The following is a 23,464-nucleotide window of genomic DNA, read 5'->3' on the forward strand; positions in this document are numbered from 1 at the left end:
ATTTGCATTACTCCCATTTGCTGGTCATCCACTCGCCTGTTTACAAGGATAGCGTTTAATGAAGAAGGTCCTTTGCGCGTTAGGCTTGATGTTCACCGCCGTCAGTTCCGCGCTGGCAACAACCTACCCCCTGACGATTGAAAACTGCGGCTATCAGGAGACCTTCACCCGGCCGCCGGAGCGCGTGGTCGCGCTGGGGCAAAATACGGTCGAAATTTTGCTGCTGCTCGGGCTGCAAAAGCAGGTGGTCGCCAGCGCCTTCTGGCCGACCAGCGTTTTACCGCAGCTGGCTGAGCAAAACGCGAAGATTAAAACCTTGACGGTGGAAATTCCGAGCCTGGAATCGGTGCTGGCGCAAAATCCTGATTTCGTTCCCGCCCAGTTGCCGCTGCTGCTGGGGCCGGAAAGCAAAGTCGCCAGGCGTGAAGATCTCGCCACCGTCGGCGTGAACAGCTACGTTTCACCGGGGATGTGCGCCACTAAAAAGGCCACCGGCGATATGTACGGCAGCCGGCAAAAGCTGTGGGATATGACCTGGCTGTATCAGGAGATTAGCGATTTCGCCCGCATTTTCAACGTCGAAGATCGTGGTCAGGCGCTAATTGCCGATTTCAAAAAACGTGAAGCCGACCTGCGCCAGGAGTTTGGTAAAAGCAAAAAAGATCTCTCCTTCGTCTTCTGGTTCTCCAGCGCCTCGCCTTCGGCCGATGCCTATGTCGGCGGTAAAAACAGCGCCTCCGGCTTTATCGCCAGCGTGCTGGGCGGTCATAATGCGATAACCTCCGAGACCGAGTGGCCCACGGTGAGCTGGGAGAGCATTATTGCCGCCAACCCGGATGTGATCGTGGTCGCCAGTCTGGACCGTAACCGCTGGGCGCTGGATAAGGCCGAGGAGAAGATCAAATTCCTCAAAAGCGATCCCGCCGTCAGCCAGCTGGAGGCGGTGAAAAAAGGCCATATCGTGGTCATGGACGGTCAGGCGATGAATCCGACCATTCGCACGCTTTACGGCGCGGAACAGGTGGGCGAGCAGCTGAGAAAAATGGGGCTTAACTGATGAGCGTCGCCGCGATTGAGACGCGCCGCAGCATACTGCTCACCGGCTGGTGTTTACTGGCCGTGATCGTGCTGGCGCTGGTGATAGCGGTGGGCGTCAGCGTCGGCGAGCTGGCCATCCCGCTGCAGAATGTCTTTTACGCTATCAGCAACAGAACCGGCTTAACCGCTGAGCCTCTCAACCGTATCTATGAGAGCGTTATCTGGGATTTCCGCCTCAGCCGCGCGCTGGTCGCCGCCTGCTGCGGCGCAGGCCTCGCTATCTGCGGCGTCGTGCTGCAAAGCCTGCTGAAAAATGCCCTCGCGGAACCCTACGTCCTCGGCGTCTCCGCCGGGGCCTCCACCGGCGCGGTGTCGATCGTGGTGCTGGGCCTTGGCGCTGGCGCAATTTCCCTCTCGGCCGGGGCCTTTGCCGGGGCCTTCGCCGCCTTCGCCTTTGTCGCCTTGCTGACTAACGGCGCGCGCGGCGGCAATGAGCGTACGATTCTTGCGGGCGTTGCCGCCTCGCAGTTATTTAACGCCATCACGGCCTATACCATCAGCACCTCCGCCAGCGCGCAGCAGGCGCGCGATGTGATGTTCTGGCTGCTGGGCAGCTTCAGCGGCGTTCGCTGGCCCGAATTCCAGCTGGTCATTGTGGTGGTGCTCGCGGGTCTGGCGGTCTGCCTGTGGTATGCCCGGGCGCTGGACGCGTTCACCTTCGGCGACGATGCCGCCGCCTCGCTGGGGATTGCTGTGCCGCGCGTGCGCCTGATCCTCTTCACCACTGCGGCGCTGATCACCGCCACCATCGTCAGCATGGCCGGCTCAATCGGCTTTGTTGGCCTGGTGGTGCCCCACGTGATGCGTTTCTTCTTTGGCCCGCTGCACCGAACGTTGCTGATCGCCAGCGCGCTGGCAGGGGCGATATTGATGGTACTGGCGGACATTGCGTCGCGCCTGCTGATTGCCCCGCAAAGTCTGCCCGTTGGGGTAGTAACCGCCCTGGTTGGGGTGCCTTTCTTTGCCGTGATTATCTACCGCTCAAGGAATAAGTGATGAGTATTTGCGCTGAAAATATCACCTGGAAGGCAGGCAAAAAGGTCATCGTCAATAATGTCTCGCTGCGGGTGCCGCGAGGCGAAACGGTCGGACTGCTGGGGCCCAACGGCTGCGGCAAATCCTCGCTGCTGCGCGTTCTGGCGGGCCTGCGCCGCCCGGATGCAGGTCGCGTCACCCTCGACGGCCAGGATATCGCCCGGATGGCGAAAAAGCAGCTCGCCCGCCGCGTGGCTTTCGTCGAGCAACACGGCATGACCGAGGCCAATATGCGGGTGCGCGACGTCGTGCGCCTGGGACGCATTCCCCACCACTCTCCGTTCTCAAACTGGAGCGCTCAGGATGACGAGGCGATTGCCGCCGCGCTGCAGCGGGTAGCGATGCTGGAGAAAAGCGAACAGGGATGGTTAAGCCTCTCCGGCGGCGAGCGGCAGCGGGTGCATATCGCCCGCGCGCTGGCGCAGAGTCCGAGCGAAATCCTGCTGGATGAGCCGACCAACCATCTGGATATACACCATCAGATGCAGTTAATGCAGTTGATCAGCGAGCTGCCGGTAACCAGCATTGTGGCCATTCACGATCTTAACCATGCCGCGATGTTCTGCGATTCGCTGATCGTGATGCAGCAGGGGCAGATCCTCGCCAGCGGGACGCCGGAGGAGATTTTGTCCGAAGCGCTGCTGTGGGACGTTTTCCGGGTGAAAACCAAAATCGAGATCTCCCCTTACCACGGCAAAAAGCACATTCATTTCATCATTTAGGTTGGGCGGATATGCCTCTTTTCTCCCTGCGCCCTGCGGCAACCCTCTGGCCTCCGGTGTTACTGGGAAGCCAGTTCGTTTTTAATATTGGCTTTTACGCGGTCGTTCCTTTCCTCGCCCTCTTCCTGCGCGACGACATGCTGCTCTCAGGCGGACTTATCGGCCTGATCCTCGGGCTGCGTACCTTCTCTCAGCAGGGCATGTTTATCCTCGGCGGGACGCTGGCCGACCGCTATGGCGCTAAGGCGATCATTCTCGCCGGCTGCGTCGTTCGCGTCGCCGGTTTTCTCCTGCTGGCGTGCGGGGCGTCGCTGTGGCCCATTATCCTCGGCGCCTGCCTGACCGGCGTCGGCGGCGCCCTGTTCTCCCCGTCGATAGAGGCCCTGCTGGCGCGGGCCGGTACCCACAGCCAGGCCAACGGGAAACGCAGTCGCGCCGAGTGGTTTGCGCTGTTTGCGGTATGCGGTGAACTGGGAGCGGTGATCGGCCCGGTGGCCGGAGGCGTGCTGAGCGGGATCGGCTTTCGGCATATCGCCCTCGCCGGCGCGGGAATATTTCTTCTGGCGCTGGCGGTGCTCTTTTTCTGTCTGCCCGCCGACGGGCACACGACAACAACGCGCAGACGAGTCCCATGGTGGACGCCTTTGCGCCAGCCGCGCTTTGTCGCGTTTATTCTCGCCTACAGCTCATGGCTGTTGAGCTACAACCAACTGTACCTCGCCCTGCCGGTGGAGATCCAACGTTCCGGCGGCCGCGAGCAGGATCTGGCGCCGCTCTTTATGCTGGCCTCGCTGTTGATTATCACCCTCCAGCTCCCTCTCGCCCGCTTCGCCCGGCGAATGGGCGCCGTGCGCATCCTGCCGGTGGGCTTTCTGCTGCTGTCGGCTTCCTTTGCCAGCGTGGCGTTATTCGCCGCCGCCCCACCCGCCGAAGGTTGGCTGCGGTTAATGCCGGCGGCTGGTTTTGTCACGCTGCTCACCCTCGGCCAGATGCTGTTAGTGCCCGCAGCCAAGGATCTGATCCCGCTGTTCGCCGAGGAGTCGACGCTGGGCGCCCACTACGGAGCGCTCGCCACCGCAGGAGGGTGCGCGGTGTTAGCCGGGAATTTACTGCTCGGTCATTTGCTTGACCTGGCGCTCATTCCGTCGCCGCAGGCGGTTTATCCCTGGCTTTTGCTGGCGCTGTTTCCGCTGTGCAGCGCCGTCGCCCTGCGGGCAATCTGTCGCCCGCTGGCGGCAACATGACGCAGAGCGGGCGACAGCCCGCTCTGGAAGTGAACCGACGATAAAGTACACCGCCTGGGGAAGATAACGGGCGCGCCCCGCCTTACTTTGCCGCCAGCTCGCGACGAATAATCTCGGCGCCGGCGCTCAGGGCGTGCAGTTTGCCGGTCGCGACATGGCGCGGCAGCGGCGCCATACCGCAGTTGGTGGACGGGTAGAGTTTGTCGGCATCGACGAACGCCAGCGCCTTGCGCAGGGTTCCAGCCACCTCTTCCGGGGTTTCGATAGCATGGCTGGCGACATCGATCGCCCCGACCATCACCTTTTTACCGCGGATCAACTCCAGCAGATCCATCGGCACGCGCGAGTTGTGGCACTCGAGAGAGATAATATCAAGGGACGATTTCTGCAGCTGCGGGAAAGCCTCTTCATACTGTCGCCACTCGGAGCCCAGCGTCTTTTTCCAGTCGGTATTGGCCTTGATGCCATAGCCGTAGCAGATATGCACCGCTGTCTCACACTTCAGCCCTTCGGTGGCTCGTTCTAAGGCGGCGATCCCCCAGTCGTTGACCTCATCGAAGAAGACGTTAAAGGCCGGCTCATCGAACTGAATAATATCAACCCCCGCAGCCTCTAACTCTTTCGCTTCCTGATTGAGGATTTTAGCAAATTCCCAGGCCAGCTTTTCCCGGCTTTTATAGTGGTTGTCATACAGCGTGTCGATCATGGTCATCGGGCCCGGAAGCGCCCATTTGATCGGCTGACTGGTGAGCTGCCGTAGATAGCGAGCGTCCTCCACGAAGACCGGTTTCTGGCGCTCCACGGCGCCCACCACCGTTGGAACACTGGCCTCATAGCGGTTACGAATTTTCACGATCTCGCGTTTGGCAAAATCCACCCCGCTGAGGTGCTCGATGAAGGTGGTGACAAAGTGCTGCCGCGTTTGCTCGCCGTCGCTGACAATATCGATCCCGGCCCGCAGCTGGTCGTCGAGGGATAACCGCAAGGCGTCGCGCTTGCCGGCCAGTAATTCTTCGCTGGACAGTTTCCAGGGCGACCACAGAGTCTCTGGCTGCGCCAGCCAGGAAGGTTTCGGTAAACTGCCGGCGGTCGATGTCGGAAGCCATGTTTTCATAGTCATTAGCCTTTTATATGGGTTTAGCAAAGCGCGAAATTAGCAGACCATTGCTCAAGCAACGTCTTGTGCGGGTTGATAAAATGTTGTTGTGTAAATTTCCCCTGCTCAATCGCCAACAGGCTGCGCTCTTCCCGGTCATAGACGATTTTTGTTAATGAATGATCCAGGTGGCTGAGATTGGGCTGATAGTATTGCCCCGCCGGGGAGTTGGCATTGTAGATCTCCGGGCGATATATTTTCTGAAACGTCTCCATCGTGCTGATGGTGGCGATCAGTTCCAGGCTGGTGTAATCGCTGAGCAGATCGCCGGTAAAATAAAAGGCCAACGGCGCGACGCTGTTTTTTGGCATAAAATAGCGTACCTGCAGACCCATTTTGCTGAAATAGCGCTCGGTCAGCGAGACGCCTTCCTGAGCATATTCAATGCCGAGGACCGGATGTTCGTTACCGGTGCGATGGTAAACATCTTTACTGGAGACGCTCAGGCAAATCACCGGCGCCTTGCTGAAGTTGGCGCGCCAGGCGCTGGATTGCACAAAATCCTTAAAGATATTGCCGTGCAGCTCGCCAAAGTTTTCCGGTACGCTGAAGCGACTCTGGTCCTTATTATGTTCCAGAAGCAGTACGCTAAAATCGTAATCCCGCACATAGGAGGAGAAGTTATTGCCGACGATACCGGCATGACGCTCCCCGCTCTTTTTATCGACAATATGCGTTTGCAGGATCTCAATCACCGGGAAGCTGGCGCTATCCTGAGCAATATTCATCTCGACAGAAATAATATCCAGTTCCACCGCATAGCGATCGTTATGGGGATTATCCCAGTGGGCCAGGCTATTAAAACGGTTATTCATCATGATTAACGTATTGCGCAGATTTTCCTCACGGTTCACCCCTCTGGCTAAATTAGCGAAGTTGGTGGTAATACGCGTATTTTCCGCAGGGTTATAGTTTTCATCAAACCGGGTGCGCTTAATCGTATAGGTAAATTTATTATTCATGGCGATTGTCCATCCTGATGGCGGGCATAAAGCGAACCCGGCGGAATACTCTCCACCAGCCTGGCGACGCGGAGTCAGGCCGGGCGCGCTTCAACCGGTAAATGTTGTTGATTCGTTAATGAACCTATTTTTGCCAGAGTCAGCGCTGGAGGGAAAGCGACTTAAATTCAATGCAACATGAGCCATCCTCATGTTGCTCCAGGCGGTGGCCGATGGCCGACGCAGGCCGACAATATTAGTCAATAAACGTTTGTTCAATGGATGTAGGCAGGGTACACTCTTTAACCACTATAAGATGGGCTTTTACCTGCCCGCCGTACCCGTTTAGCTGGAGCTTTTGTCGTACAGAATGATTGTTGATATCAGTATTATGTCGATGTGCATGGCCGTACTGCTGATTATGAGCGTACTGCTGAATTAAGAGGCTCCCGAACGCAATGACACTCGCTCTCATCTGACCTCCACATTCGCGAGGAAAAAAGAAGATTCAGAGGATTCGCGCCGCCTGGGATTGTTCCGCCTGCCGGCACCCTCTACTCTTTTGGGACTTGCTTATTGAGGAATCCCGGATGAAAAAAGCTCTGCTTGCCCTGTTCGCTATCGCCACCGTTACCGCCGCCAGCGCCTTTGCGGCTGATAAAACCGACGTCCCGGCGCCTGTCGTCGATAACGGAGTCCGCCCGCCGATGGAGAGGGATCGTGGCCCCCTGCCGCCGTTCCCGCCGCAGCTTCCGCCGCACAGACCGGTGCTGTTTTCAGCCACGGTAGCAACCGATACGCCAGCGGAAACCATTAACAAACTGACCGCGCTGATCCCCGCCGGCCAGGCGAAACACTACGAAGTGCACGTTGAGGTGGTGCCGGTTGGCGAGGGAACCGACAGACAATAGCCCAGGGGAGATCTACGCTGTCATCTGTCAGCAATAAAAAAGCTGCCGCATATCGCGGCAGCTTTTATGTACTTATTTACAGCTGAGCAGCTGAAAATTAGCTACGCACTTTCCGGTAGATAAACAGTACCACCAGCGCACCGATAACCGCTACCACGAAGCTGCCGAAATTAAACCCATCGACCTTGCCAAAACCAAACAGGGTACTGATCCAGCCGCCGACCACGGCGCCGATGATCCCCAAAATAACGGTCACGATAAATCCGCCGCCATCTTTTCCCGGCATAATCCACTTGGCTAAAATACCGGCAATAAGTCCAAAAATGATCCAGGAAAGAATACCCATGGTTAACCGTCCTCTTGTTACCTTTAAGCATTTAGTATTGAAAAGAGTAGCATAAATAACGAGAGTGGATCGGTAATAATATAAATATTAGATAATTCCCTGCCGACGCCCGGCTGATCTTGTGACAACCTCTCTGGCTCTGGCAGGCCGGCTCTCGCTTATTACCTTAAAAAAAGGGAGGCTATTCGCCTCCCGCCATGCGGCTTATATTACCGCGGTGGTTAGTCGTGATGAACAACATAACCGCGACTGTTCGTCGAAGATTTCAATTTGCCAGACCTGATGGCGCGTCCCGACGTGCAGCGCTTTGCAGACGCCGCGCACCCGGCCCCCGCGCGCCGAACGGATGTGGTTGGCGTTAACCTCCAGCCCCACCACCTTTTGTTCGCCTTCGCTGCACAGATAGCCTGCCACCGACCCCAGGGTCTCCGCCAGCACCACCGACGCTCCGCCGTGCAGCAGGCCAAACGGCTGCTGTGTGCGGCTATCGACCGGCATAGTGGCCTCCAGCGTATCGTCGGTAACGGTCTCAAAGCGAATATCGAGCAGCCCTACCATGTTCCCCTCACCGAGCCGGTTGAGCTGCTCCAGCGTGGCCTGACGTTTCCAAATCATCCGATTATCTCCAGTAACGCCTGCAGCGGGTGGCGAACGCCGCTGCCTTCAATACGCTTCACCTGACTGCGGCAGGAGTAGCCCGTCACCAGACAGCGGTTTCGCGGCAGCCGCTGCATCGCCTGCTGCCAGGAGAGCGCGTAAATGGCCAACGAGTTGGCGTGGTTTTTCACTTCATGACCATAGGTGCCAGCCATCCCGCAACACCCAACGCTGACGTTTTCCAGCTTCGCGCCGAAGTGGGCAAAAATATCTGCCCACTGCTTTGTCGCCGCCGGTAGCGCGGTCACTTCGGTACAGTGACCGAACAGGTACCAGGGCTCACCGCCCAGATCGGGACGGGCGTCGCTGGTTAGGGCCTTCGGCAACCACTCATGGACTAACAGCACCTGGAAATCGCCGCGCTTGTCGCCGAGCGTCTGCTTGTACTCATCGCGGTAGCAGAGCACCAGCGCCGGATCGACGCCCACCAGCGGCATGCCCAGCTGCGCCACGCGGTTGAGGAAGTCCGCCGTCTTCTGCGCGGTGCGCGCGAAGCGGGTGAGGAAGCCTTTGATATGCTGCGCCTTGCCGTTCGGCGAGAACGGCAGGAGCACCGGCTGATAGCCTAAGGCCTCGACCAGACGGATAAAGTCGGCCACCACCTGGGCGTCGTAGTAGCTGGTGAAGGGATCCTGCACCACCAGCACCATCTTCGCTTTCTGCTCGGCGCTCAGCGCTTCGAGCTGCTCAAGGGTCATATTGGCGGAGCGGTGGCCGGCCATCTGCTGCTTCAGCGACGGCGCCGAGAGCAGCGGCAGATCGACCATCCCGATATGCTTCTCCGACAGCTTTTTCAGCCACGGCTGGTTAATAAAAAAGTTAAAGGTCTTCGGCGCCTGCGCCATCAGCGGCGCATAAGATTCGACCGAGGCCACCAGATGATCGCGCACCGGCCGCAGATAGCGGCTGTGGTACAGCTGCAGGAAGCGCGAGCGGAACTCGGGAACATCGATTTTGATCGGGCACTGGGTCGAACAGGCTTTACAGGCCAGACAGCCGGACATCGCCTCTTTGACCTCATGCGAGAAGTCATACTCGCCTTTGCGCGCATGCCAGCTGTTGCGCGTGCGCGCCACCAGCGAGCGCAGGCTGACGCCCTGCTCCGGCAGCGCCTTCTCCAGCTGGTTCGGATCGACGCCGCGGTCGGCCAGCAGGCGCAGCCATTCCCGCACCAGCGTCGCCCGCCCTTTCGGCGAGTGGATGCGCTGGTTGCTGACTTTCATCGACGGACACATCGGGCTCTTGACGTCAAAGTTGAAGCACAGCCCGTTGCCATTACACTCCATCGCCCCACGCCAGCTGCTGCGCACCGCGATGGGGATCTGCCGATCCCAGGTGCCGCGCTTCGCCGCATCGACTTTCATCATCGGCGCGTCGATACCTTCCGGAGGACAGATTTTCCCCGGATTCAGGCGGTTATCGGGATCGAAGACCGCTTTGATCTTGCGCAGCTCGGCATACAGCGTCTCGCCAAAGAAGGCCGGGCTGTACTCCGCGCGGAACCCTTTGCCATGTTCGCCCCACAGCAGGCCGCCATACTTCGCCGTCAGCGCTACCACCTCGTCGGAGATCTGCTTCATCAGCACCTCCTGCTGCGGATCGCACATGTCCAGCGCCGGGCGCACGTGCAGCACCCCGGCATCAACGTGGCCAAACATGCCGTAGCTTAGGCCGTGGCTGTCGAGCAGCGCGCGGAACTCGACGATGTAATCCGCCAGATGTTCGGGCGGTACGCAGGTGTCCTCGGCGAAAGGAATAGGCTTGGCGGCGCCTTTGGCATTGCCCAACAGGCCGACGGCCTTCTTGCGCATGGCATAGATGCGCTCCACGCCTTCAAGATCGTGACAGACCTGCCAGCCAATGACGCCCGCCTCGCTGGCGGCCATCAGCTCGTCCAGCCGCTGGCACAGGGTAGTAACCTGCTGGTCAATCAGCGCCGCGTCATCGCCGGCGAATTCGACGATATTGAGCCCGAGCATCTCTTTATCCGGTACGTCGGTGATCAGTTCGCTTACCGAGTGCCAGACGATATCCTCGCGCGCCAGATTGAGAACTTTAGAATCGACGGTCTCCACCGACAGGGCTTTCGCTTCGACCATAAAGGGCGCATTGCGCAGCGCAGAGTCGAAGGAGTCATATTTGACGTTGACCAGACGGCGCACCTTCGGCAGGCGGGTGATATCCAGCCGCGCTTCGGTAATAAACGCCAGCGTCCCTTCCGAACCGGTTAAAATACGGGTCAGATCGAACTCGCTCATCTCATCGTTAAAGACGTGACGCAGATCGTATCCGGTGAGGAAGCGGTTGAGTTTGGGAAACTTATCAATGATCAGGTCACGCTGCGCCTTGCAGCGCTGGTAGACCGTGTTGTAGATCCGGCCAACCGTCGAGGGGGTATTGCCCAGCGTCTCCGCCAGCGCCACCGGCACCGCCTGGGTATCGAGGATATCCCCGCCCATCAGCACCGCCCGCAGGCCGAGCACGTGATCCGACGTTTTGCCGTACACCAGCGATCCCTGGCCGGACGCGTCGGTGTTAATCATCCCCCCCAGCGTGGCGCGGTTGCTGGTGGATAGCTCAGGCGCAAAAAAGTAACCATAGGGTTTAAGAAACTGGTTCAGCTGATCTTTGATGACCCCGGCTTCAACGCGCACCCAGCCCTCTTCGGGGTTAATCTCGATGATGCGATTCATATAGCGGGACATATCAACGATAATCCCGCCGTTCAGCGCCTGGCCGTTAGTGCCGGTGCCGCCGCCACGCGGGGTGAAAATCAGCGATTTAAAACGCGGTTCGGCGGCAACGCGCGCCAGCAGCGCCACGTCCGCCGTGGATCGTGGAAAAATGACCGCATCCGGCAGCAGCTGATAGACGCTGTTGTCGGTGGCCATCGTTAGCCTGTCGGCATAGCTGGTGGCGGTATCGCCGGTAAAACCCTGTTGCTCCAGTACCTGCAAAAAATTCAGCACCAGTTGAACTACCCCTGGCGCCTGAGAAATTTGTGGGATCATCACGCTTGACCCTGCCTGACTATGTTGTGTTTGAAAATATTGTGTTGGTGCTAACTAAACGTTTGCGTAGCGCATTCAACTTTTTATCACATTTTTTTCATATGCGCCCACGTGTTTTCTGTGCAAAATCAGCCCGGCAAAATTATTGATATTATTATCAGTATATGGATTTACGCGGCGCCAGCTGTTTGGCGCGACTGGAAAGGTAAAATTTCTCTATGATTAATCCCCATCAGCCTCGGGACATTCCGCAAATACTGCTGTCGGTGCTGTTCCTGGCCCTGATTATCATATCCTGCCTGTGGGTTGTGCAGCCGTTTATTCTGTCCTTCGCCTGGGCCGGTACGGTGGTGATCGCCACCTGGCCGGTGCTGCTGCGTCTGCAGCGTGTGCTGTTCGGCAAACGACTGCTGGCGGTGCTGGCGATGACCCTGTTGCTGTTTCTGCTATTCGTTATTCCTATCGCTCTGCTGGTCAACAGCCTGGTGGATAACAGCGTTCCGCTGATCAAACTCATCAGCAGCGGAAATGTGACGCTGCCGGATTTCGCCTGGCTCAACAGCGTACCGCTGGTCGGCGATAAACTGTACTCCGCCTGGCACGGTCTGCTGGATATGGGCGGCTCGGCGATTATGGCCAAGGTTCGTCCCTATATTGGCACCACCACCAGCTGGTTTGTCGGTCAGGCGGCGCACATCGGCAAGCTGCTGGTCTACTGCGGTTTGATGCTGCTGTTCAGCGCGCTGCTCTACTGGCGCGGCGAGCAGGTGGCCTATGGTTTCCGCTACTTCGCCACGCGCCTCGCGGCCAAACGCGGCGACGCCGCGGTGCTGCTGGCCGGCCAGGCCGTGCGCGCCGTGGCGCTGGGCGTGGTGGTCACTGCCCTCACTCAGGCGGTACTGGGCGGGATTGGCCTTGCCGTCTCCGGCGTGCCCTACGCCGCTCTGCTGACCGTGGTGATGATCTTTACCTGTCTGGTCCAGCTCGGCCCTTTACTGGTTTTGGTGCCGTCGATTATCTGGCTTTACTGGAGCGGGGACACCACCTGGGGCACCGTGCTGCTGGTCTGGAGCTGCGTAGTCGGCACCATGGACAACGTTATTCGTCCGGTGCTCATCCGCATGGGCGCCGATCTGCCAATGATCCTTATCCTCACCGGCGTCATTGGCGGCCTGATCGCCTTCGGCATGATCGGCCTGTTTATCGGTCCGGTGCTGCTCGCCGTCTCCTGGCGGCTGTATGACGCCTGGGTGCATGAGGTGCCGCCGCCGCCGAAAGACCCTGACGTCGTCCTTGAAGAGCTCAGTGAGCTGGAGGCCGGTCGCAAGTAATGCCTGGCAGGCGGGGAGACCCGCCTGTTTCTTTGCCCGCATATTGTTAAGCAAAATTTATTGATCGCCGGCAATGCGCTGGCCCCGCGCGCCCTTCACCTCGCTTTCCTCCCCCGGTCCTTCACAACAATTTAACTATTGAGAGGAATCTGATCGACGGCAAAGGCCCTGCTGCCTACTATTAGCTCACGGTTATAAATCAACACCTTGATTTATAAGCATGGAAATCCCCTGAGTGAAACAACGAATTGCTGTGTGTAGTCTTTGCCCATCTCCCACGATGGGCTTTTTTTTGCCCTGCGCATCACGACACCAGATAGCCTGACACCGGTAAAAAAAATCCCCGGCATCGCTGCCGGGGATCGGTCCTGTCAGGGCGAACTTATTTTTTCAGTTCCGCCAGACCTAACCAGGTTTGTACCACGGTATCCGGGTTCAGGGACAAGCTATCAATCCCCTCTTCCATCAGCCAGGCGGCGAAATCCTCATGGTCAGACGGCCCCTGGCCGCAGATGCCGACGTATTTACCCTGTTTCTTCGCCGCGCGGATGGCCATCGACAGCAGGGCTTTCACCGCGTCATTGCGTTCATCAAACAGCTCAGAAACCACACCGGAATCGCGGTCCAGACCGAGCGCCAGCTGGGTCATGTCGTTCGAACCGATGGAGAAGCCGTCGAAGTACTCGAGGAACTGCTCCGCCAGCAAGGCGTTCGACGGGATCTCGCACATCATAATGATCTTCAGCCCGTTCTCGCCGCGCTTCAGCCCCTGACGCTCCAGCTCTTCGACCACCGCTTTCGCCTGGGCGACGGTACGGACGAACGGGACCATCACTTCAACGTTGGTCAGTCCCATATCGTTACGCACGCGCTTCATCGCTTCGCACTCAAGGGCGAAGCAGTCGCGGAAGCTTTCGGAAACGTAGCGTCCGGCGCCGCGGAAGCCGAGCATCGGGTTCTCTTCTTCCGGCTCATAGCGCTCGCCGCCCACCAGGTTGGCGTATTCGTTCGATTTGAAGTCCGACAGACGCACGATCACCCGTTTCGGATAGAAAGCGGCGCCGAGGGTGGCGATCCCTTCGGTCAGGCGGCCAACGTAGAACTCTCTCGGCGAATCGTAGCCTTTCATCAGCTCGCGGATTTCGTTCTGCAGGCCCGGCTCCTGGTCGTCAAACTCCAGCAGCGCGCGCGGATGAACGCCAATCATACGGTTGATGATAAATTCCAGCCGCGCCAGACCGACGCCTTCGTTCGGCAGGCAGGCGAAGTCGAACGCGCGATCCGGGTTGCCGACGTTCATCATCACCTTCAGCGGCAGATCCGGCATGTCGCCGACGCTGGAGCTCTTGACGCTGAAGTCGAGCAGCTCGGCGTAGACATAGCCGGTGTCGCCTTCGGCGCAGGAGACGGTGACATTCTGATTTTCCTGAATGCGATCGGTAGCATCGCCGCAGCCGACCACCGCCGGGATCCCCAGCTCACGGGCGATAATCGCCGCGTGACAGGTACGCCCGCCGCGGTTGGTGACAATCGCCGAGGCTTTTTTCATGATCGGTTCCCAGTCCGGGTCGGTCATGTCGGTAACCAGTACGTCGCCTGGCTCAATGCGATTCATCTCGCTGATATCATGGATCACCTTGACCGGACCGGCGCCAATGCGGTGGCCGATGGCGCGCCCTTCGGCGATGATCTGCCCCTGAGCGTGGAGGGTATAACGCTCCATCACCTGGCCGCGGGAACGCACGGTTTCAGGACGCGCCTGGACGATAAATAGCTTACCGGTGTGGCCATCTTTCGCCCACTCGATATCCATCGGACGGCCGTAGTGCTTCTCGATCTGCACCGCCTGCTTCGCCAGCTCCTGCACCTCCTCGTTGCTTAACGAGAAAATATCGCGCTGCGCCTGCGGCACATCTTCGATACGCACCTGTTTACCGTGCTCCTGGGTCGGCGCGTAAACCATACGGATCTTTTTCGACCCCATGGTGCGGCGCACGATCGCCGGACGGCCAGCGGCCAGCGTCGGTTTGTGGACGTAGAATTCGTCCGGGTTCACCGCGCCCTGCACCACCATCTCGCCCAAACCCCACGCCGAGGTGATAAACACCACCTGGTCAAAGCCGGATTCGGTATCGATGGAGAACATGACGCCGGAGGAGGCCAGATCGGAGCGGACCATCCTCTGCACCCCGGCGGAGAGCGCCACGCCGCGGTGATCGTAACCCTGATGCACGCGGTAGGAGATTGCGCGATCGTTAAACAGCGAAGCAAACACGTGCTTCACGGCAACGAGCACGGCGTCAAAGCCCTGCACGTTGAGGAATGTCTCTTGCTGCCCGGCGAAGGAGGCGTCCGGCATATCTTCCGCGGTGGCGGAAGAGCGCACGGCGAATGAGGCCTCGGCGTCATCGGCGGACAGCAGGTCATAAGCATCGCGAATCGCGTTTTCCAGTTCGCTCTGGAAGGGGGTATCGATGATCCACTGTCGGATCTGCGCGCCCGCTTTCGCTAATGCGGAAACGTCGTCAATGTCGGTTTCATCCAGCAGCGCATAGATGCGCTGGTTAACACCGCTTTGGTCCAGGAACTGATTGAAAGCATCAGCGGTGGTGGCAAACCCGTTAGGTACGGAAACACCCATACCGGACAGATTCGTAATCATTTCACCAAGGGAGGCATTTTTGCCCCCAACTCTGTCTACATCATTCATGCCGAGTTGGTTATACCAAAGCACCAGCGGTGACGAGCCATTGTTGGACATCGAGACAATCCTTTTGTGATTTAATACCAGTGAAAAAAATTTCACGATCGACTGCAGGATTATCCTGACATATTTATGAAGCTGAAAAAAACGGTGAATCGTTCAAGCAAATTATTTTTTCATTTTTCGGACTGTTCCCCCGATATTGCTAACTTGATGATTTTTAGGAATTCTGATGAAAAACGCTGGAAATAACGGCGACAAAAAGAAAATGAACCACCCTTTTCATAAAAAACAAAAATAGCGTTTCAATTTTAACAAGAGACAAATCAAACAGGGATATGCTTAAATTTAATATCCGCTTTCAGGCAATTAAACTCATTATACCGGATGGTCAAAATGGAAAGTGCTGTAGATCGCCACGTATTTTATATTTCTGACGGTACCGCCATCACGGCGGAGGTGCTGGGGCATGCCGTGATGTCGCAATTCCCGGTCGCCATCAGCAGCGTAACCCTGCCGTTTGTGGAAAACATCAGCCGCGCGCGGGCGGTAAAGGAGCAGATCGACGCCATCTATCAGCAAACGGGTATTCGCCCGCTGGTGTTCTACTCCATCGTCATCCCGGAAATACGCGACATTATTCTGCAAAGTGAAGGCTTTTGTCAGGATATCGTGCAGGCGCTGGTGGCCCCGCTGCAGCAGGAGCTCAACCTCGACCCGACGCCGGTGGCCCACCGCACCCACGGCCTCAACCCCGGCAACCTGATTAAATACGATGCGCGTATCGCCGCCATCGATTATACCCTCGCCCATGACGATGGCATCTCGCTGCGCAACCTTGACCAGGCGCAGGTGATCCTCCTCGGCGTCTCGCGCTGCGGCAAAACACCCACCAGTCTGTATCTCGCCATGCAGTACGGTATTCGCGCCGCCAACTATCCGTTTATCGCCGACGATATGGACAATCTGGTGCTGCCGGCCTCGCTGAAACCCCTGCAGCATAAGATGTTCGGCCTGACCATCAATCCGGAGCGTCTGGCGGCGATCCGCGAGGAGCGCCGGGAGAACAGCCGCTACGCCTCGCTGCGCCAGTGTCGGATGGAAGTGACCGAAGTGGAGGCCCTGTATCGCAAGAATAAAATCCCCTGCCTGAACAGCACCAACTATTCCGTTGAGGAAATAGCGACAAAAATCATGGACATCATGGGGCTGAATCGCAGAATGTACTAATACACTAGTACATTATTAAAAATTTGTTTATGCTATCACCCGTGGCCTATACAGGATCATGCCCTGCTCTTGCAATAAGCAGGGATTGGTTTATCGTGATGCGCATCACTTCCCGGCATTTTCGCCGCGGAAGAAACAGATTTTTGAGACCCCAATGAATAAAACAGACGAATTGCGTACCGCGCGCATTGAGAGCCTGGTAACGCCCGCGGAGCTGGCCCAGCGCCATCCCGTGACGGCCGACGTGGCTGCCCACGTCTCGGCCTCCCGCCGCCGAATTGAAAAAATCCTCAACGGCGAAGACCGCCGACTGCTGGTGATTATCGGCCCCTGCTCCATTCACGACACCGACGCGGCGCTGGAGTATGCCCGCCGCCTGCAGGGCATGCGCGAGCGCTACCAGCCGCAGCTGGAGATCGTGATGCGCACCTACTTTGAAAAACCGCGTACCGTGGTGGGCTGGAAAGGCTTAATCTCCGATCCGGACCTCAACGGCAGCTACCGGGTCAACCACGGAATTGAGCTGGCGCGGCGCCTGCTGCTGCAGGTTAATGAGCTGGGGGTACCGACGGCCACCGAGTTTCTCGATATGGTGACCGGTCAGTTTATCGCCGATCTCATCAGCTGGGGGGCCATCGGGGCGCGCACCACTGAAAGCCAGATCCACCGTGAAATGGCCTCAGCGCTCTCCTGCCCGGTTGGATTTAAAAACGGCACCGACGGCAATACGCGCATCGCGGTGGACGCCATCCGCGCCTCCCGCGCCAGCCATATGTTCCTCTCCCCGGACAAGCAGGGGCAGATGACGATTTACCAGACCAGCGGCAATCCGTATGGGCATATTATTATGCGCGGCGGCAAACGGCCAAACTATCACGCCGAGGATATCGCCGCCGCCGGCGAGGCGCTACGTGAATTCGATCTGCCGGAACAGCTGGTCGTTGATTTCAGCCATGGCAACTGCCAGAAGCAGCACCGCCGTCAGCTGGAAGTGTGCGCCGATATCTGTCAGCAAATTCGCGCGGGCTCTACCGCCATCGCCGGGATTATGGCAGAGAGCTTCCTGCAGGAAGGCACTCAGAAAGTGGTCCCCGGCCAGCCGCTGACCTGGGGCCAGTCGATCACCGACCCCTGCCTGAGCTGGGAAGACAGCGAAAGATTATTGAGCGAGCTGGCTGCGGCCACCGCCACACGCCTGTAACCGCTCCGCCCGCCGCGCCTGCGGCGGGCAATTCTCTTCGCTGACTCCCCTACCAAATCCGGTAACACGATAAATAACGCTTGCCGTCAAAAACAACATTATTGATAATGATTATCATTGTTGCCTTGATTTTTATTTTGAGAGCTATGACGCGTATGGATAACACTGCCACAGCTGAAAAACCAAAAGACAATGCCCCTTATCCCGTGGCGACGGACAGAGAGATCAGCAGTCGGGTTCTGTTAGGCAGCGAAGGACGAGTAGTGATTGAGCATGGCGGCCAGCGCTATCTGCTGCGCCAGACCCACGCCGGGAAGTTAATTCTGACCAAGTAAGCGCCCCGCTGAACGCGGGGCGAGGCAAGTTAGCTCGAGCAGCTGACTTCCAGACGTTTCCCCCAGTCCGGCGGGCGGCGGACGTAGTCGTCCTCGCGATCGGTAAAGGGGTCTGCCAGCGCGGCATGCAGGCGCTCCAGCTCGCCCATATCGCCCGCCTCAGCCTGCTCGATCGCCCGCTGCGCCAGCCAGTTACGTAACACCAGCGCCGGATTCACGCCCTGCATCCTCTGCTGGCGCTGCGCGTCGTCCACCTGTTCATCACGCAGCCGCGCACGATACCCGGCAAACCAGCTGTCAAAGGCCGCGCGGTCGATAAACTCATCGCGCAGCGGCGAAACGGCGCTGAGCTGTTCGCTGTGGCTCAGCAGGCGGAACGTCCGGGTATAGTCGCTCTTCTCGCGGATCATCAGGGCAAACAGCCCGTCCAGCAGGTCGTTATCCCCTTTCTGCTGGCTGAACAGGCCGAGTTTATCGCGCATCCGCTGGCCATAAGCGGTCAGCAAGGCGTGCTGATACTCATCCAGCGCCACGTTTAACGCTTCAGCGCTGATAAACGGCGACAGCGATTGGGCGAGACGCTGCAGATTCCACAGCCCCACCGCCGGCTGGTTTTCAAAACTGTAGCGCCCCTGATAATCGGAGTGGTTGCAGATGAAGTCCGGTTGGAAATCGTCAAGGAAGCCATACGGGCCGTAGTCGATGGTCAGACCGAGAATCGACATGTTGTCGGTATTCATCACCCCATGGGCAAAGCCCACGGTTTGCCAGCTGGCGATAGTCTGCGCGGTACGCATGACAATGTCACGGAACCATAACAGGTACTTATCCGCCTCATCCTGCAGCTGCGGCCAGTGGTGGCGAATAACATAGTCGGCCAGTTGCTGGACCTTCTGCGGCTCACGGCGATAGTAAAAATGTTCGAAATGGCCGAAGCGGACATGGCTCTCGGCCACCCGCATCAGCATCGCGCCGGGCTCCACGCGCTCGCGGTAGACCGGGGTATCGCTGGTCACCATCGCCAGGGCGCGCGTCGTCGGGATCCCCAGAGCGTGCATCGCCTCCGACGCCAGACTTTCCCGGATCGTCGAGCGCAGCACGGCGCGGCCGTCCCCCATCCGCGAATAAGGAGTCAGGCCGGCGCCTTTCAGATGCCAGTCGTAACGGCGGCCATCCGCCAGCTGCTGCTCGCCGAGCAGGATCCCGCGTCCGTCGCCCAGCTGGCCGGCCCAGGCGCCAAACTGATGGCCGCTATATACCTGCGCCAGCGGCGACATGCCCGGAAGCAGCGCTTCGCCGCCCCAGACACCGGCCCCGCTTTCAGGCGCAAACAGGGCGTCGGGCACCCCCAGCTGTTGCGCCAGCGGGGCGTTGCGCCAGATGAGTCGGGCGTTATCCAACGGCGTTGGTGACAGGGAAGTGTAAAAGTCCGGCAGTTCATCCCGCCAGTGGGTGGTAAAAGAAAGGGTCATGGTTCCTCCTCTCTCCAGTGTAGTGCCTGGAACAGCGGATTAACACGGGCGGAGTGCAGGGTTATCGGCATAAAAAAGGGAAGCGTTCGCTTCCCTCTTGCTTCTGAATGACGTCAGATTCGCCGCGCCTGCCAGAACTTTTTGTTCCAGTAGACGTTATCCAGCGAGGAACGGGTGACGCCCTGGCTGGTGGAGGCGTGAATAAACTGGTTGTCGGTATCGTAGATGCCAACGTGCAGACCGCTCTCCCCTGAGCCGGTTTTGAAGAACACCAGATCGCCGGGCAGCAGATCGCGCTTATCGATGCGGGTGCCGATTTCCGCCTGCTCGCGGGTTTCACGCGGCAGCTGGAGGGCAAATTTATCGCGAAACGTGCGCACCACGAAGCCGGAGCAGTCAACGCCGCGCGGCGTCATGCCGCCGTAGCGATACGGTGCGCCGCGCCAGCTGCGCAGCTGCTCGTTCAGATTCGCCACCACCGTGATGGAGTCAGCCAGCCGAGGATTCGGCGGCGGTGCCCGATGGCTGCTGCAGCCGGCTAAAATTAACGCCGCCGCCAACATGAACCAGAAGCGCATTTCAGATGATCCCTCTGTCCCTAGTCTCTATCGCAATAATTTAGCTTGTTTATCAATATAGTGACAAGATAACTGCGTGCTACTGTGACGCGATGAGCATAATATGACCGGCCACCTCAACGCGCTGGAACGGGATCGCATAGGCGGCGGTTAAATTTTCCTCATTCAGCACCTCGGCGGTCTCCCCGCAGGCGATGGCTTCCCCCTGGCAGAGCAGCCAGCTCTGACCGGCGTGGCGCAGGGTATGGTTGAGATCGTGGCTGCTCATCACCACAGCAATCCCCGCCGCGCTCAGCTCGTGTAACAGCCGATCCAGCGCCGCCTGCTGGGCCACATCCAGACTGTTCATCGGCTCATCCAGCAGCAGCAGCTGACCCGCGGAATTACTCAAGGGATCGATCTGCAGGATCACTGCCGCCAGCCGCACGCGCTGCCACTCGCCGCCCGACAGCTGATTGACCGGACGGCCCAGCTTATTGTCCAGACCAAGCCTGGCCGCGATATCGCTCAGACGGGCGCTATCACCCTGCTGCTGCATATGCAGCGCCAGGTAGTGCCATACCGGCATGGCGAACGGCGGGGTCTGGTGTTGACACAGATATCCGCGACGGCGCGCCAGCTCCCTCGCCGGCCACTCGTCAAGCAGCCGGCCGTTAAAATGAACCGTGCCGGGGCCGTCGGACAGCCCCGCCATGCGGGTCAGCAGCGTGCTCTTCCCTGCGCCGTTCGGCCCCACCAGATGGACAATCTCCCCGGCGCGAAAAGCCGCAGAAAACGGGGCCAGGCGCCCCGCCGCTTCTACATCCTGTAGCTGCATCAGAAACGACATTATTGCGCCAGCGCTCCTTTAATCGCCGCCACCAGCTGCGGATCGTCCGGCGTCATATCCGGAGAGAAGCGCTGAATGACGTTGCCCTGGCGATCGACGAGGAATTTTTCGAAGTTCCACAGAATGTCGTCCACATACAGCGGCGCCCGGCCTTTGCTGGCCATCCGCTCATAAAAACCGCTGCCTTCCGGGGCCACCGCTTTCGGCGCGGCGGCAATCAGTTTTTGATAGAGCGGCGCGCGATGTTCGCCGTTGACGTCAATTTTGCTAAACAGCGGGAAGGTGACGCCGTAGGTAGTGCTGCAGAAGGTCTTAATCTCCTCTTCACTGCCCGGCTCCTGGCCGAGGAACTGGTTGCAGGGGAACCCCAGCACGCTGAAGCCCTCGGCGGCAAACTGCTTTTGCAGATCCTCGAGTTGCTCATACTGCGGCGTCAGGCCGCATTTCGAGGCCACATTGACGATCAGCAGCACCTTGCCGGCAAAGGATGCCAGGGTAGTTTTCTCGCCATCAATGGTCGTCACTTCGGTATTCAGAATGTCATGTTGCATAGCCTGTCCTCAATGGATAAACCGGTTTCCGGTGAAGGTGATCCCTTTCTACTGTAGCGGATTCAGCGCCCGCCATTCTACTGCCATTCCCCCCGAGTTGTCGCATGATGTAACAGCGCTTCGCTGGCCGCCGGCAACATGAAATCCTCTCAATTGGGCCGTCGACCATTTCCGTGTACAGTGTTCCATGAATGTAATATGGTTTCGTTACTTGTTAATTTAAGAGAGTTTTAGTGATGAAGAAGTTGTTTAGCCTGGCGTTAATCGCCACCTCTGTCGCCCTGCTGAGCGCCTGCTCCCCGGATGAAGATAATAAAGTAAAAGTCGCTATCAATACCGGGCCGGACGAAGCCATCTGGAAAGTGGTGGAGCAGGTGGCGAAGGATAAATACCACCTCGACGTCGAAGTGGTCTCCTTCAATGATTATGTGCTGCCCAACGAAGCGCTGAACAACAAAGATGTCGATGCCAACGCCTTCCAGACCCTGCCGTACCTTGAGGCGCAGTCGAAAGAACGCGGCTATAAATTTGCGGTGGTCGGTAAAACCTTTGTCTTCCCTATCGCCGCCTATTCTCACCGGATCAAAAATATCAGCGAACTGCCCGAAGGGGCGACGGTGACCATTTCTAATGAAACCACCACCCTGGGCCGCAGCCTGCTGCTGCTTCAGGCGCAGGGGTTACTCAAGCTGAAACCGGGCGTCGGCTATTTACCCACCACGCTGGATATCATCGACAATCCGAAACAGCTGAAAATTGTTGAAGTGGATACCCCGCAGCTGACCCGTACCCTTGACGATCCGAACGTCAGCCTGTCAATCATTAACACCAACTTCTCCGCCCAGGCGGGCCTGTCGGCCGCCCGCGACGGTCTGTTTATGGAGGGGCCGGATTCCCCATACGTGAATGCGATAGTCGCCCGCGAGGATAATAAGGACAGCAAGAAAATTCAGGAATTAAAAGCCGCCTTCCAGACCAGCGAAGTCGCGGAAAAAGCGAAGGAAGTCTACAAAGGCGACGCGATCAAAGGCTGGTAAGCCTGAACCGGCGCCGTCCCTGCCGACGGCGCCGCGCTATCCCCGCCCCCGCGAACGCAGCAGCAACCAGATAAAGACCGGCGCGCCCAGGGTCGCCGTCACCACGCCAATCGGCAGCTCTGCGGCGGAAAGCGCCAGCCGGGCAATGATATCCGCCCCCAGCAAGGCGCTTGCCCCGGCCAGCATACAGGCCGGGAGCAACACCCGGTGATCGCTCAAGCCGCATAGCCGCAGAATATGCGGGATCACCAGACCGATAAAGCCAATCGCCCCCGCCAGCGCCACGCTAACGCCGACCATCCAGCCGGTCGCCACCACCAGTAATTTGCGCCACAGCCACAGCGGCAGCCCAAGCTGACGAGCGGAGACTTCGCCCAGCGCCAGTAAATTCAGGGGTTGCGACTGCAGACAGACCCAGCAGAGCACCGGCAGGAGGGCTATCATCAGCCACAGCTGTTGCCAGTCGACGCCGCCAAACCCGCCCATCATCCAGTACATTAGCTGACGCAGGTCAAAAGAGGTGGAGAAGTAGACTGCCCAGGTCATCAGGGCGCTGCAGATGATCCCCAGCGCCACCCCCGCCAGCAGCAGACGGCTGGTAGACAGATGGCGGCGGGCGAAACGCAGCAGAATAAAAGTGATCAGCAGCGCGCCAAAGATGGCACACAGGCCGAGCGCCCAGCCGGGCAAGACTCCTTTGCCCAGCAGGACGGCGGCAATCAGCCCGACGCCCGCGCCGTTGGAGACCCCCAGCAGCCCCGGCTCCGCCAGCGGATTTTCAAACAACGCCTGCATAATCGCCCCGGAGAGCGCCAGCGCCGCCCCCACCAGCAGCACCGCCAGGGTTCGCGGCAGGCGGATCTGCCAGATAAACAGCTGGCCTTTGGCGCTGAGCCACTCGCCGGGCGGGATCCATTGCTCCCCCGCGCACAGGCTGATCAGCAGGGTGACCAGCAGCAACAGCGTTAATCCGAAGAGCCAACGCCGGCTGCGGCGCTGTTGAAGATGGGCGAGAGTCAGCATAGATTCCATTACGCAGGGGGAACAAGAGGCTGATTTTACGGTGGCTGTCGCG

Annotated in this window: 22 protein-coding genes and 1 other RNA gene; 12 read left to right on the forward strand and 11 right to left on the reverse strand. The window is 58.7% G+C overall.

The genetic code is table 11. From position 1 onward, the window contains the following. The first annotated feature begins 58 nt into the window (after positions 1-58). The 4 genes from RRF55_RS18220 to RRF55_RS18235 are packed head-to-tail and all read left to right on the forward strand — an operon-like array spanning position 59 to position 4,099. The gene (locus RRF55_RS18220) at positions 59-1,057 is read left to right on the forward strand and encodes an ABC transporter substrate-binding protein (RefSeq protein WP_004200258.1); all 999 of its coding nucleotides are present in this window, start codon (positions 59-61) and stop codon (positions 1,055-1,057) included. Beyond that, entirely contained in the window at positions 1,057-2,094 is a 1,038-nt protein-coding gene (locus tag RRF55_RS18225; RefSeq protein WP_064153497.1) for a FecCD family ABC transporter permease, read from the forward strand. The genes RRF55_RS18220 and RRF55_RS18225 overlap by 1 nt, the downstream gene beginning before the upstream one ends. After that, positions 2,094-2,855, forward strand: coding sequence for an ABC transporter ATP-binding protein (locus RRF55_RS18230; protein ID WP_048993261.1), 762 nt, complete (start codon positions 2,094-2,096; stop codon positions 2,853-2,855). The genes RRF55_RS18225 and RRF55_RS18230 overlap by 1 nt, the downstream gene beginning before the upstream one ends. 56 nt (positions 2,856-2,911) lie before the next feature. Beyond that, positions 2,912-4,099 carry an MFS transporter gene (locus RRF55_RS18235; protein ID WP_014343176.1) on the forward strand — a complete coding sequence of 396 codons (1,188 nt, stop codon included), beginning with the start codon at positions 2,912-2,914 and terminating at the stop codon, positions 4,097-4,099. An 82-nt stretch (positions 4,100-4,181) separates the two neighbouring features. On the opposite strand, the gene RRF55_RS18240 is transcribed toward RRF55_RS18235, so the two are convergent. Then, on the reverse strand, positions 4,182-5,213 hold the full coding sequence (locus RRF55_RS18240) for a methionine synthase (RefSeq protein WP_002909005.1): 1,032 nt from the start codon (positions 5,211-5,213) through the stop codon (positions 4,182-4,184). A gap of 23 nt (positions 5,214-5,236) precedes the next feature. Continuing rightward, positions 5,237-6,217, reverse strand: a complete 981-nt coding sequence (locus tag RRF55_RS18245; RefSeq protein WP_002909008.1) for a DUF1852 domain-containing protein — start codon at positions 6,215-6,217, stop codon at positions 5,237-5,239. A 569-nt stretch (positions 6,218-6,786) separates the two neighbouring features. Here RRF55_RS18245 and RRF55_RS18250 point away from each other — a divergent pair. After that, the gene (locus RRF55_RS18250; RefSeq protein WP_004184563.1) at positions 6,787-7,107 is read left to right on the forward strand and encodes a hypothetical protein; all 321 of its coding nucleotides are present in this window, start codon (positions 6,787-6,789) and stop codon (positions 7,105-7,107) included. Positions 7,108-7,204: 97 nt separating this feature from the next. On the opposite strand, the gene RRF55_RS18255 is transcribed toward RRF55_RS18250, so the two are convergent. From RRF55_RS18255 to ydiJ, 3 genes are all read right to left on the reverse strand, one after another. Further along, positions 7,205-7,453 (reverse strand): GlsB/YeaQ/YmgE family stress response membrane protein, encoded by a 249-nt coding sequence (locus tag RRF55_RS18255; RefSeq protein WP_002909014.1) that lies wholly within the window; start codon positions 7,451-7,453, stop codon positions 7,205-7,207. A 204-nt stretch (positions 7,454-7,657) separates the two neighbouring features. Beyond that, positions 7,658-8,068 carry a 1,4-dihydroxy-2-naphthoyl-CoA hydrolase gene (gene menI, locus RRF55_RS18260; protein ID WP_002909015.1) on the reverse strand — a complete coding sequence of 137 codons (411 nt, stop codon included), beginning with the start codon at positions 8,066-8,068 and terminating at the stop codon, positions 7,658-7,660. After that, entirely contained in the window at positions 8,065-11,121 is a 3,057-nt protein-coding gene (gene ydiJ / locus RRF55_RS18265; RefSeq protein ID WP_004175614.1) for a D-2-hydroxyglutarate dehydrogenase YdiJ, read from the reverse strand. Before ydiJ ends, menI begins: the two co-directional genes overlap by 4 nt. A gap of 218 nt (positions 11,122-11,339) precedes the next feature. On the opposite strand from ydiJ, the gene ydiK reads away from it, so the two are divergent. Both ydiK and rprA read left to right on the forward strand, forming a co-directional pair. Beyond that, a complete protein-coding gene (gene ydiK, locus RRF55_RS18270; protein WP_004148729.1) occupies positions 11,340-12,452 on the forward strand; it encodes an AI-2E family transporter YdiK in 1,113 nt (370 codons plus the stop codon). Between the two features lie 188 nt (positions 12,453-12,640). After that, an RNA gene (rprA, locus tag RRF55_RS18275) (antisense sRNA RprA) lies at positions 12,641-12,748 on the forward strand. Positions 12,749-12,834: 86 nt separating this feature from the next. Here rprA and ppsA read toward each other — a convergent pair. Further along, on the reverse strand, positions 12,835-15,213 hold the full coding sequence (ppsA, locus tag RRF55_RS18280; protein ID WP_002909055.1) for a phosphoenolpyruvate synthase: 2,379 nt from the start codon (positions 15,211-15,213) through the stop codon (positions 12,835-12,837). Between the two features lie 75 nt (positions 15,214-15,288). Between ppsA and RRF55_RS18285 the strand changes: the two genes are divergently transcribed. From RRF55_RS18285 to hemP, 4 genes are all read left to right on the forward strand, one after another. After that, positions 15,289-15,408, forward strand: a complete 120-nt coding sequence (locus RRF55_RS18285; RefSeq protein WP_002909058.1) for a hypothetical protein — start codon at positions 15,289-15,291, stop codon at positions 15,406-15,408. Positions 15,409-15,552: 144 nt separating this feature from the next. Then, positions 15,553-16,386: a posphoenolpyruvate synthetase regulatory kinase/phosphorylase PpsR gene (ppsR, locus tag RRF55_RS18290; protein WP_002909061.1), complete on the forward strand. Its 834-nt coding sequence runs from the start codon at positions 15,553-15,555 to the stop codon at positions 16,384-16,386. A 154-nt stretch (positions 16,387-16,540) separates the two neighbouring features. Beyond that, the gene (aroH, locus tag RRF55_RS18295) at positions 16,541-17,587 is read left to right on the forward strand and encodes a 3-deoxy-7-phosphoheptulonate synthase AroH (protein WP_004180369.1); all 1,047 of its coding nucleotides are present in this window, start codon (positions 16,541-16,543) and stop codon (positions 17,585-17,587) included. Between the two features lie 155 nt (positions 17,588-17,742). Continuing rightward, positions 17,743-17,922, forward strand: coding sequence for a hemin uptake protein HemP (hemP, locus tag RRF55_RS18300; protein ID WP_014343179.1), 180 nt, complete (start codon positions 17,743-17,745; stop codon positions 17,920-17,922). Between the two features lie 29 nt (positions 17,923-17,951). Here the strand turns inward: hemP and selO are convergent, their stop codons facing one another. From selO to RRF55_RS18320, 4 genes are all read right to left on the reverse strand, one after another. Further along, positions 17,952-19,394 carry a protein adenylyltransferase SelO gene (selO, locus tag RRF55_RS18305; RefSeq protein ID WP_087791394.1) on the reverse strand — a complete coding sequence of 481 codons (1,443 nt, stop codon included), beginning with the start codon at positions 19,392-19,394 and terminating at the stop codon, positions 17,952-17,954. Between the two features lie 113 nt (positions 19,395-19,507). Continuing rightward, entirely contained in the window at positions 19,508-19,972 is a 465-nt protein-coding gene (locus RRF55_RS18310; protein ID WP_002909082.1) for an NlpC/P60 family protein, read from the reverse strand. A 79-nt stretch (positions 19,973-20,051) separates the two neighbouring features. After that, positions 20,052-20,801 (reverse strand): vitamin B12 ABC transporter ATP-binding protein BtuD, encoded by a 750-nt coding sequence (btuD, locus tag RRF55_RS18315; RefSeq protein WP_009485707.1) that lies wholly within the window; start codon positions 20,799-20,801, stop codon positions 20,052-20,054. Next, positions 20,801-21,352 (reverse strand): glutathione peroxidase, encoded by a 552-nt coding sequence (locus RRF55_RS18320; protein ID WP_004898898.1) that lies wholly within the window; start codon positions 21,350-21,352, stop codon positions 20,801-20,803. Before RRF55_RS18320 ends, btuD begins: the two co-directional genes overlap by 1 nt. A 236-nt stretch (positions 21,353-21,588) precedes the next feature. On the opposite strand from RRF55_RS18320, the gene RRF55_RS18325 reads away from it, so the two are divergent. Next, positions 21,589-22,389, forward strand: coding sequence for a MetQ/NlpA family ABC transporter substrate-binding protein (locus RRF55_RS18325; protein ID WP_002909085.1), 801 nt, complete (start codon positions 21,589-21,591; stop codon positions 22,387-22,389). 36 nt (positions 22,390-22,425) lie between these two features. Here the strand turns inward: RRF55_RS18325 and btuC are convergent, their stop codons facing one another. After that, complete coding sequence (gene btuC, locus RRF55_RS18330; protein WP_004151850.1) at positions 22,426-23,412, reverse strand: vitamin B12 ABC transporter permease BtuC; 987 nt, start codon at positions 23,410-23,412, stop codon at positions 22,426-22,428. Positions 23,413-23,464: the final 52 nt, after the last annotated feature.

It is taken from the genome of Klebsiella sp. K47 (assembly GCF_051858335.1).
Lineage (GTDB): Bacteria > Pseudomonadota > Gammaproteobacteria > Enterobacterales > Enterobacteriaceae > Klebsiella > Klebsiella pneumoniae.

Excerpts from the sequence above, each read along its gene's own strand:
- RRF55_RS18220 (WP_004200258.1), top strand. The coding sequence starts at position 59 with ATGAAGAAGGTCCTTTGCGCGTTAGGCTTGATGTTCACCGCCGTCAGT.
- RRF55_RS18225 (WP_064153497.1), top strand. The coding sequence starts at position 1,057 with ATGAGCGTCGCCGCGATTGAGACGCGCCGCAGCATACTGCTCACCGGC.
- RRF55_RS18230 (WP_048993261.1), top strand. The coding sequence starts at position 2,094 with ATGAGTATTTGCGCTGAAAATATCACCTGGAAGGCAGGCAAAAAGGTC.
- RRF55_RS18240 (WP_002909005.1), bottom strand. The coding sequence starts at position 5,213 with ATGAAAACATGGCTTCCGACATCGACCGCCGGCAGTTTACCGAAACCT.
- RRF55_RS18245 (WP_002909008.1), bottom strand. The coding sequence starts at position 6,217 with ATGAATAATAAATTTACCTATACGATTAAGCGCACCCGGTTTGATGAA.
- RRF55_RS18250 (WP_004184563.1), top strand. The coding sequence starts at position 6,787 with ATGAAAAAAGCTCTGCTTGCCCTGTTCGCTATCGCCACCGTTACCGCC.
- RRF55_RS18255 (WP_002909014.1), bottom strand. The coding sequence starts at position 7,453 with ATGGGTATTCTTTCCTGGATCATTTTTGGACTTATTGCCGGTATTTTA.
- menI (WP_002909015.1), bottom strand. The coding sequence starts at position 8,068 with ATGATTTGGAAACGTCAGGCCACGCTGGAGCAGCTCAACCGGCTCGGT.
- ydiJ (WP_004175614.1), bottom strand. The coding sequence starts at position 11,121 with ATGATCCCACAAATTTCTCAGGCGCCAGGGGTAGTTCAACTGGTGCTG.
- ydiK (WP_004148729.1), top strand. The coding sequence starts at position 11,340 with ATGATTAATCCCCATCAGCCTCGGGACATTCCGCAAATACTGCTGTCG.
- ppsA (WP_002909055.1), bottom strand. The coding sequence starts at position 15,213 with ATGTCCAACAATGGCTCGTCACCGCTGGTGCTTTGGTATAACCAACTC.
- RRF55_RS18285 (WP_002909058.1), top strand. The coding sequence starts at position 15,289 with ATGAAGCTGAAAAAAACGGTGAATCGTTCAAGCAAATTATTTTTTCAT.
- ppsR (WP_002909061.1), top strand. The coding sequence starts at position 15,553 with ATGGAAAGTGCTGTAGATCGCCACGTATTTTATATTTCTGACGGTACC.
- aroH (WP_004180369.1), top strand. The coding sequence starts at position 16,541 with ATGAATAAAACAGACGAATTGCGTACCGCGCGCATTGAGAGCCTGGTA.
- hemP (WP_014343179.1), top strand. The coding sequence starts at position 17,743 with ATGGATAACACTGCCACAGCTGAAAAACCAAAAGACAATGCCCCTTAT.
- selO (WP_087791394.1), bottom strand. The coding sequence starts at position 19,394 with ATGACCCTTTCTTTTACCACCCACTGGCGGGATGAACTGCCGGACTTT.
- RRF55_RS18310 (WP_002909082.1), bottom strand. The coding sequence starts at position 19,972 with ATGCGCTTCTGGTTCATGTTGGCGGCGGCGTTAATTTTAGCCGGCTGC.
- btuD (WP_009485707.1), bottom strand. The coding sequence starts at position 20,801 with ATGTCGTTTCTGATGCAGCTACAGGATGTAGAAGCGGCGGGGCGCCTG.
- RRF55_RS18320 (WP_004898898.1), bottom strand. The coding sequence starts at position 21,352 with ATGCAACATGACATTCTGAATACCGAAGTGACGACCATTGATGGCGAG.
- RRF55_RS18325 (WP_002909085.1), top strand. The coding sequence starts at position 21,589 with ATGAAGAAGTTGTTTAGCCTGGCGTTAATCGCCACCTCTGTCGCCCTG.
- btuC (WP_004151850.1), bottom strand. The coding sequence starts at position 23,412 with ATGCTGACTCTCGCCCATCTTCAACAGCGCCGCAGCCGGCGTTGGCTC.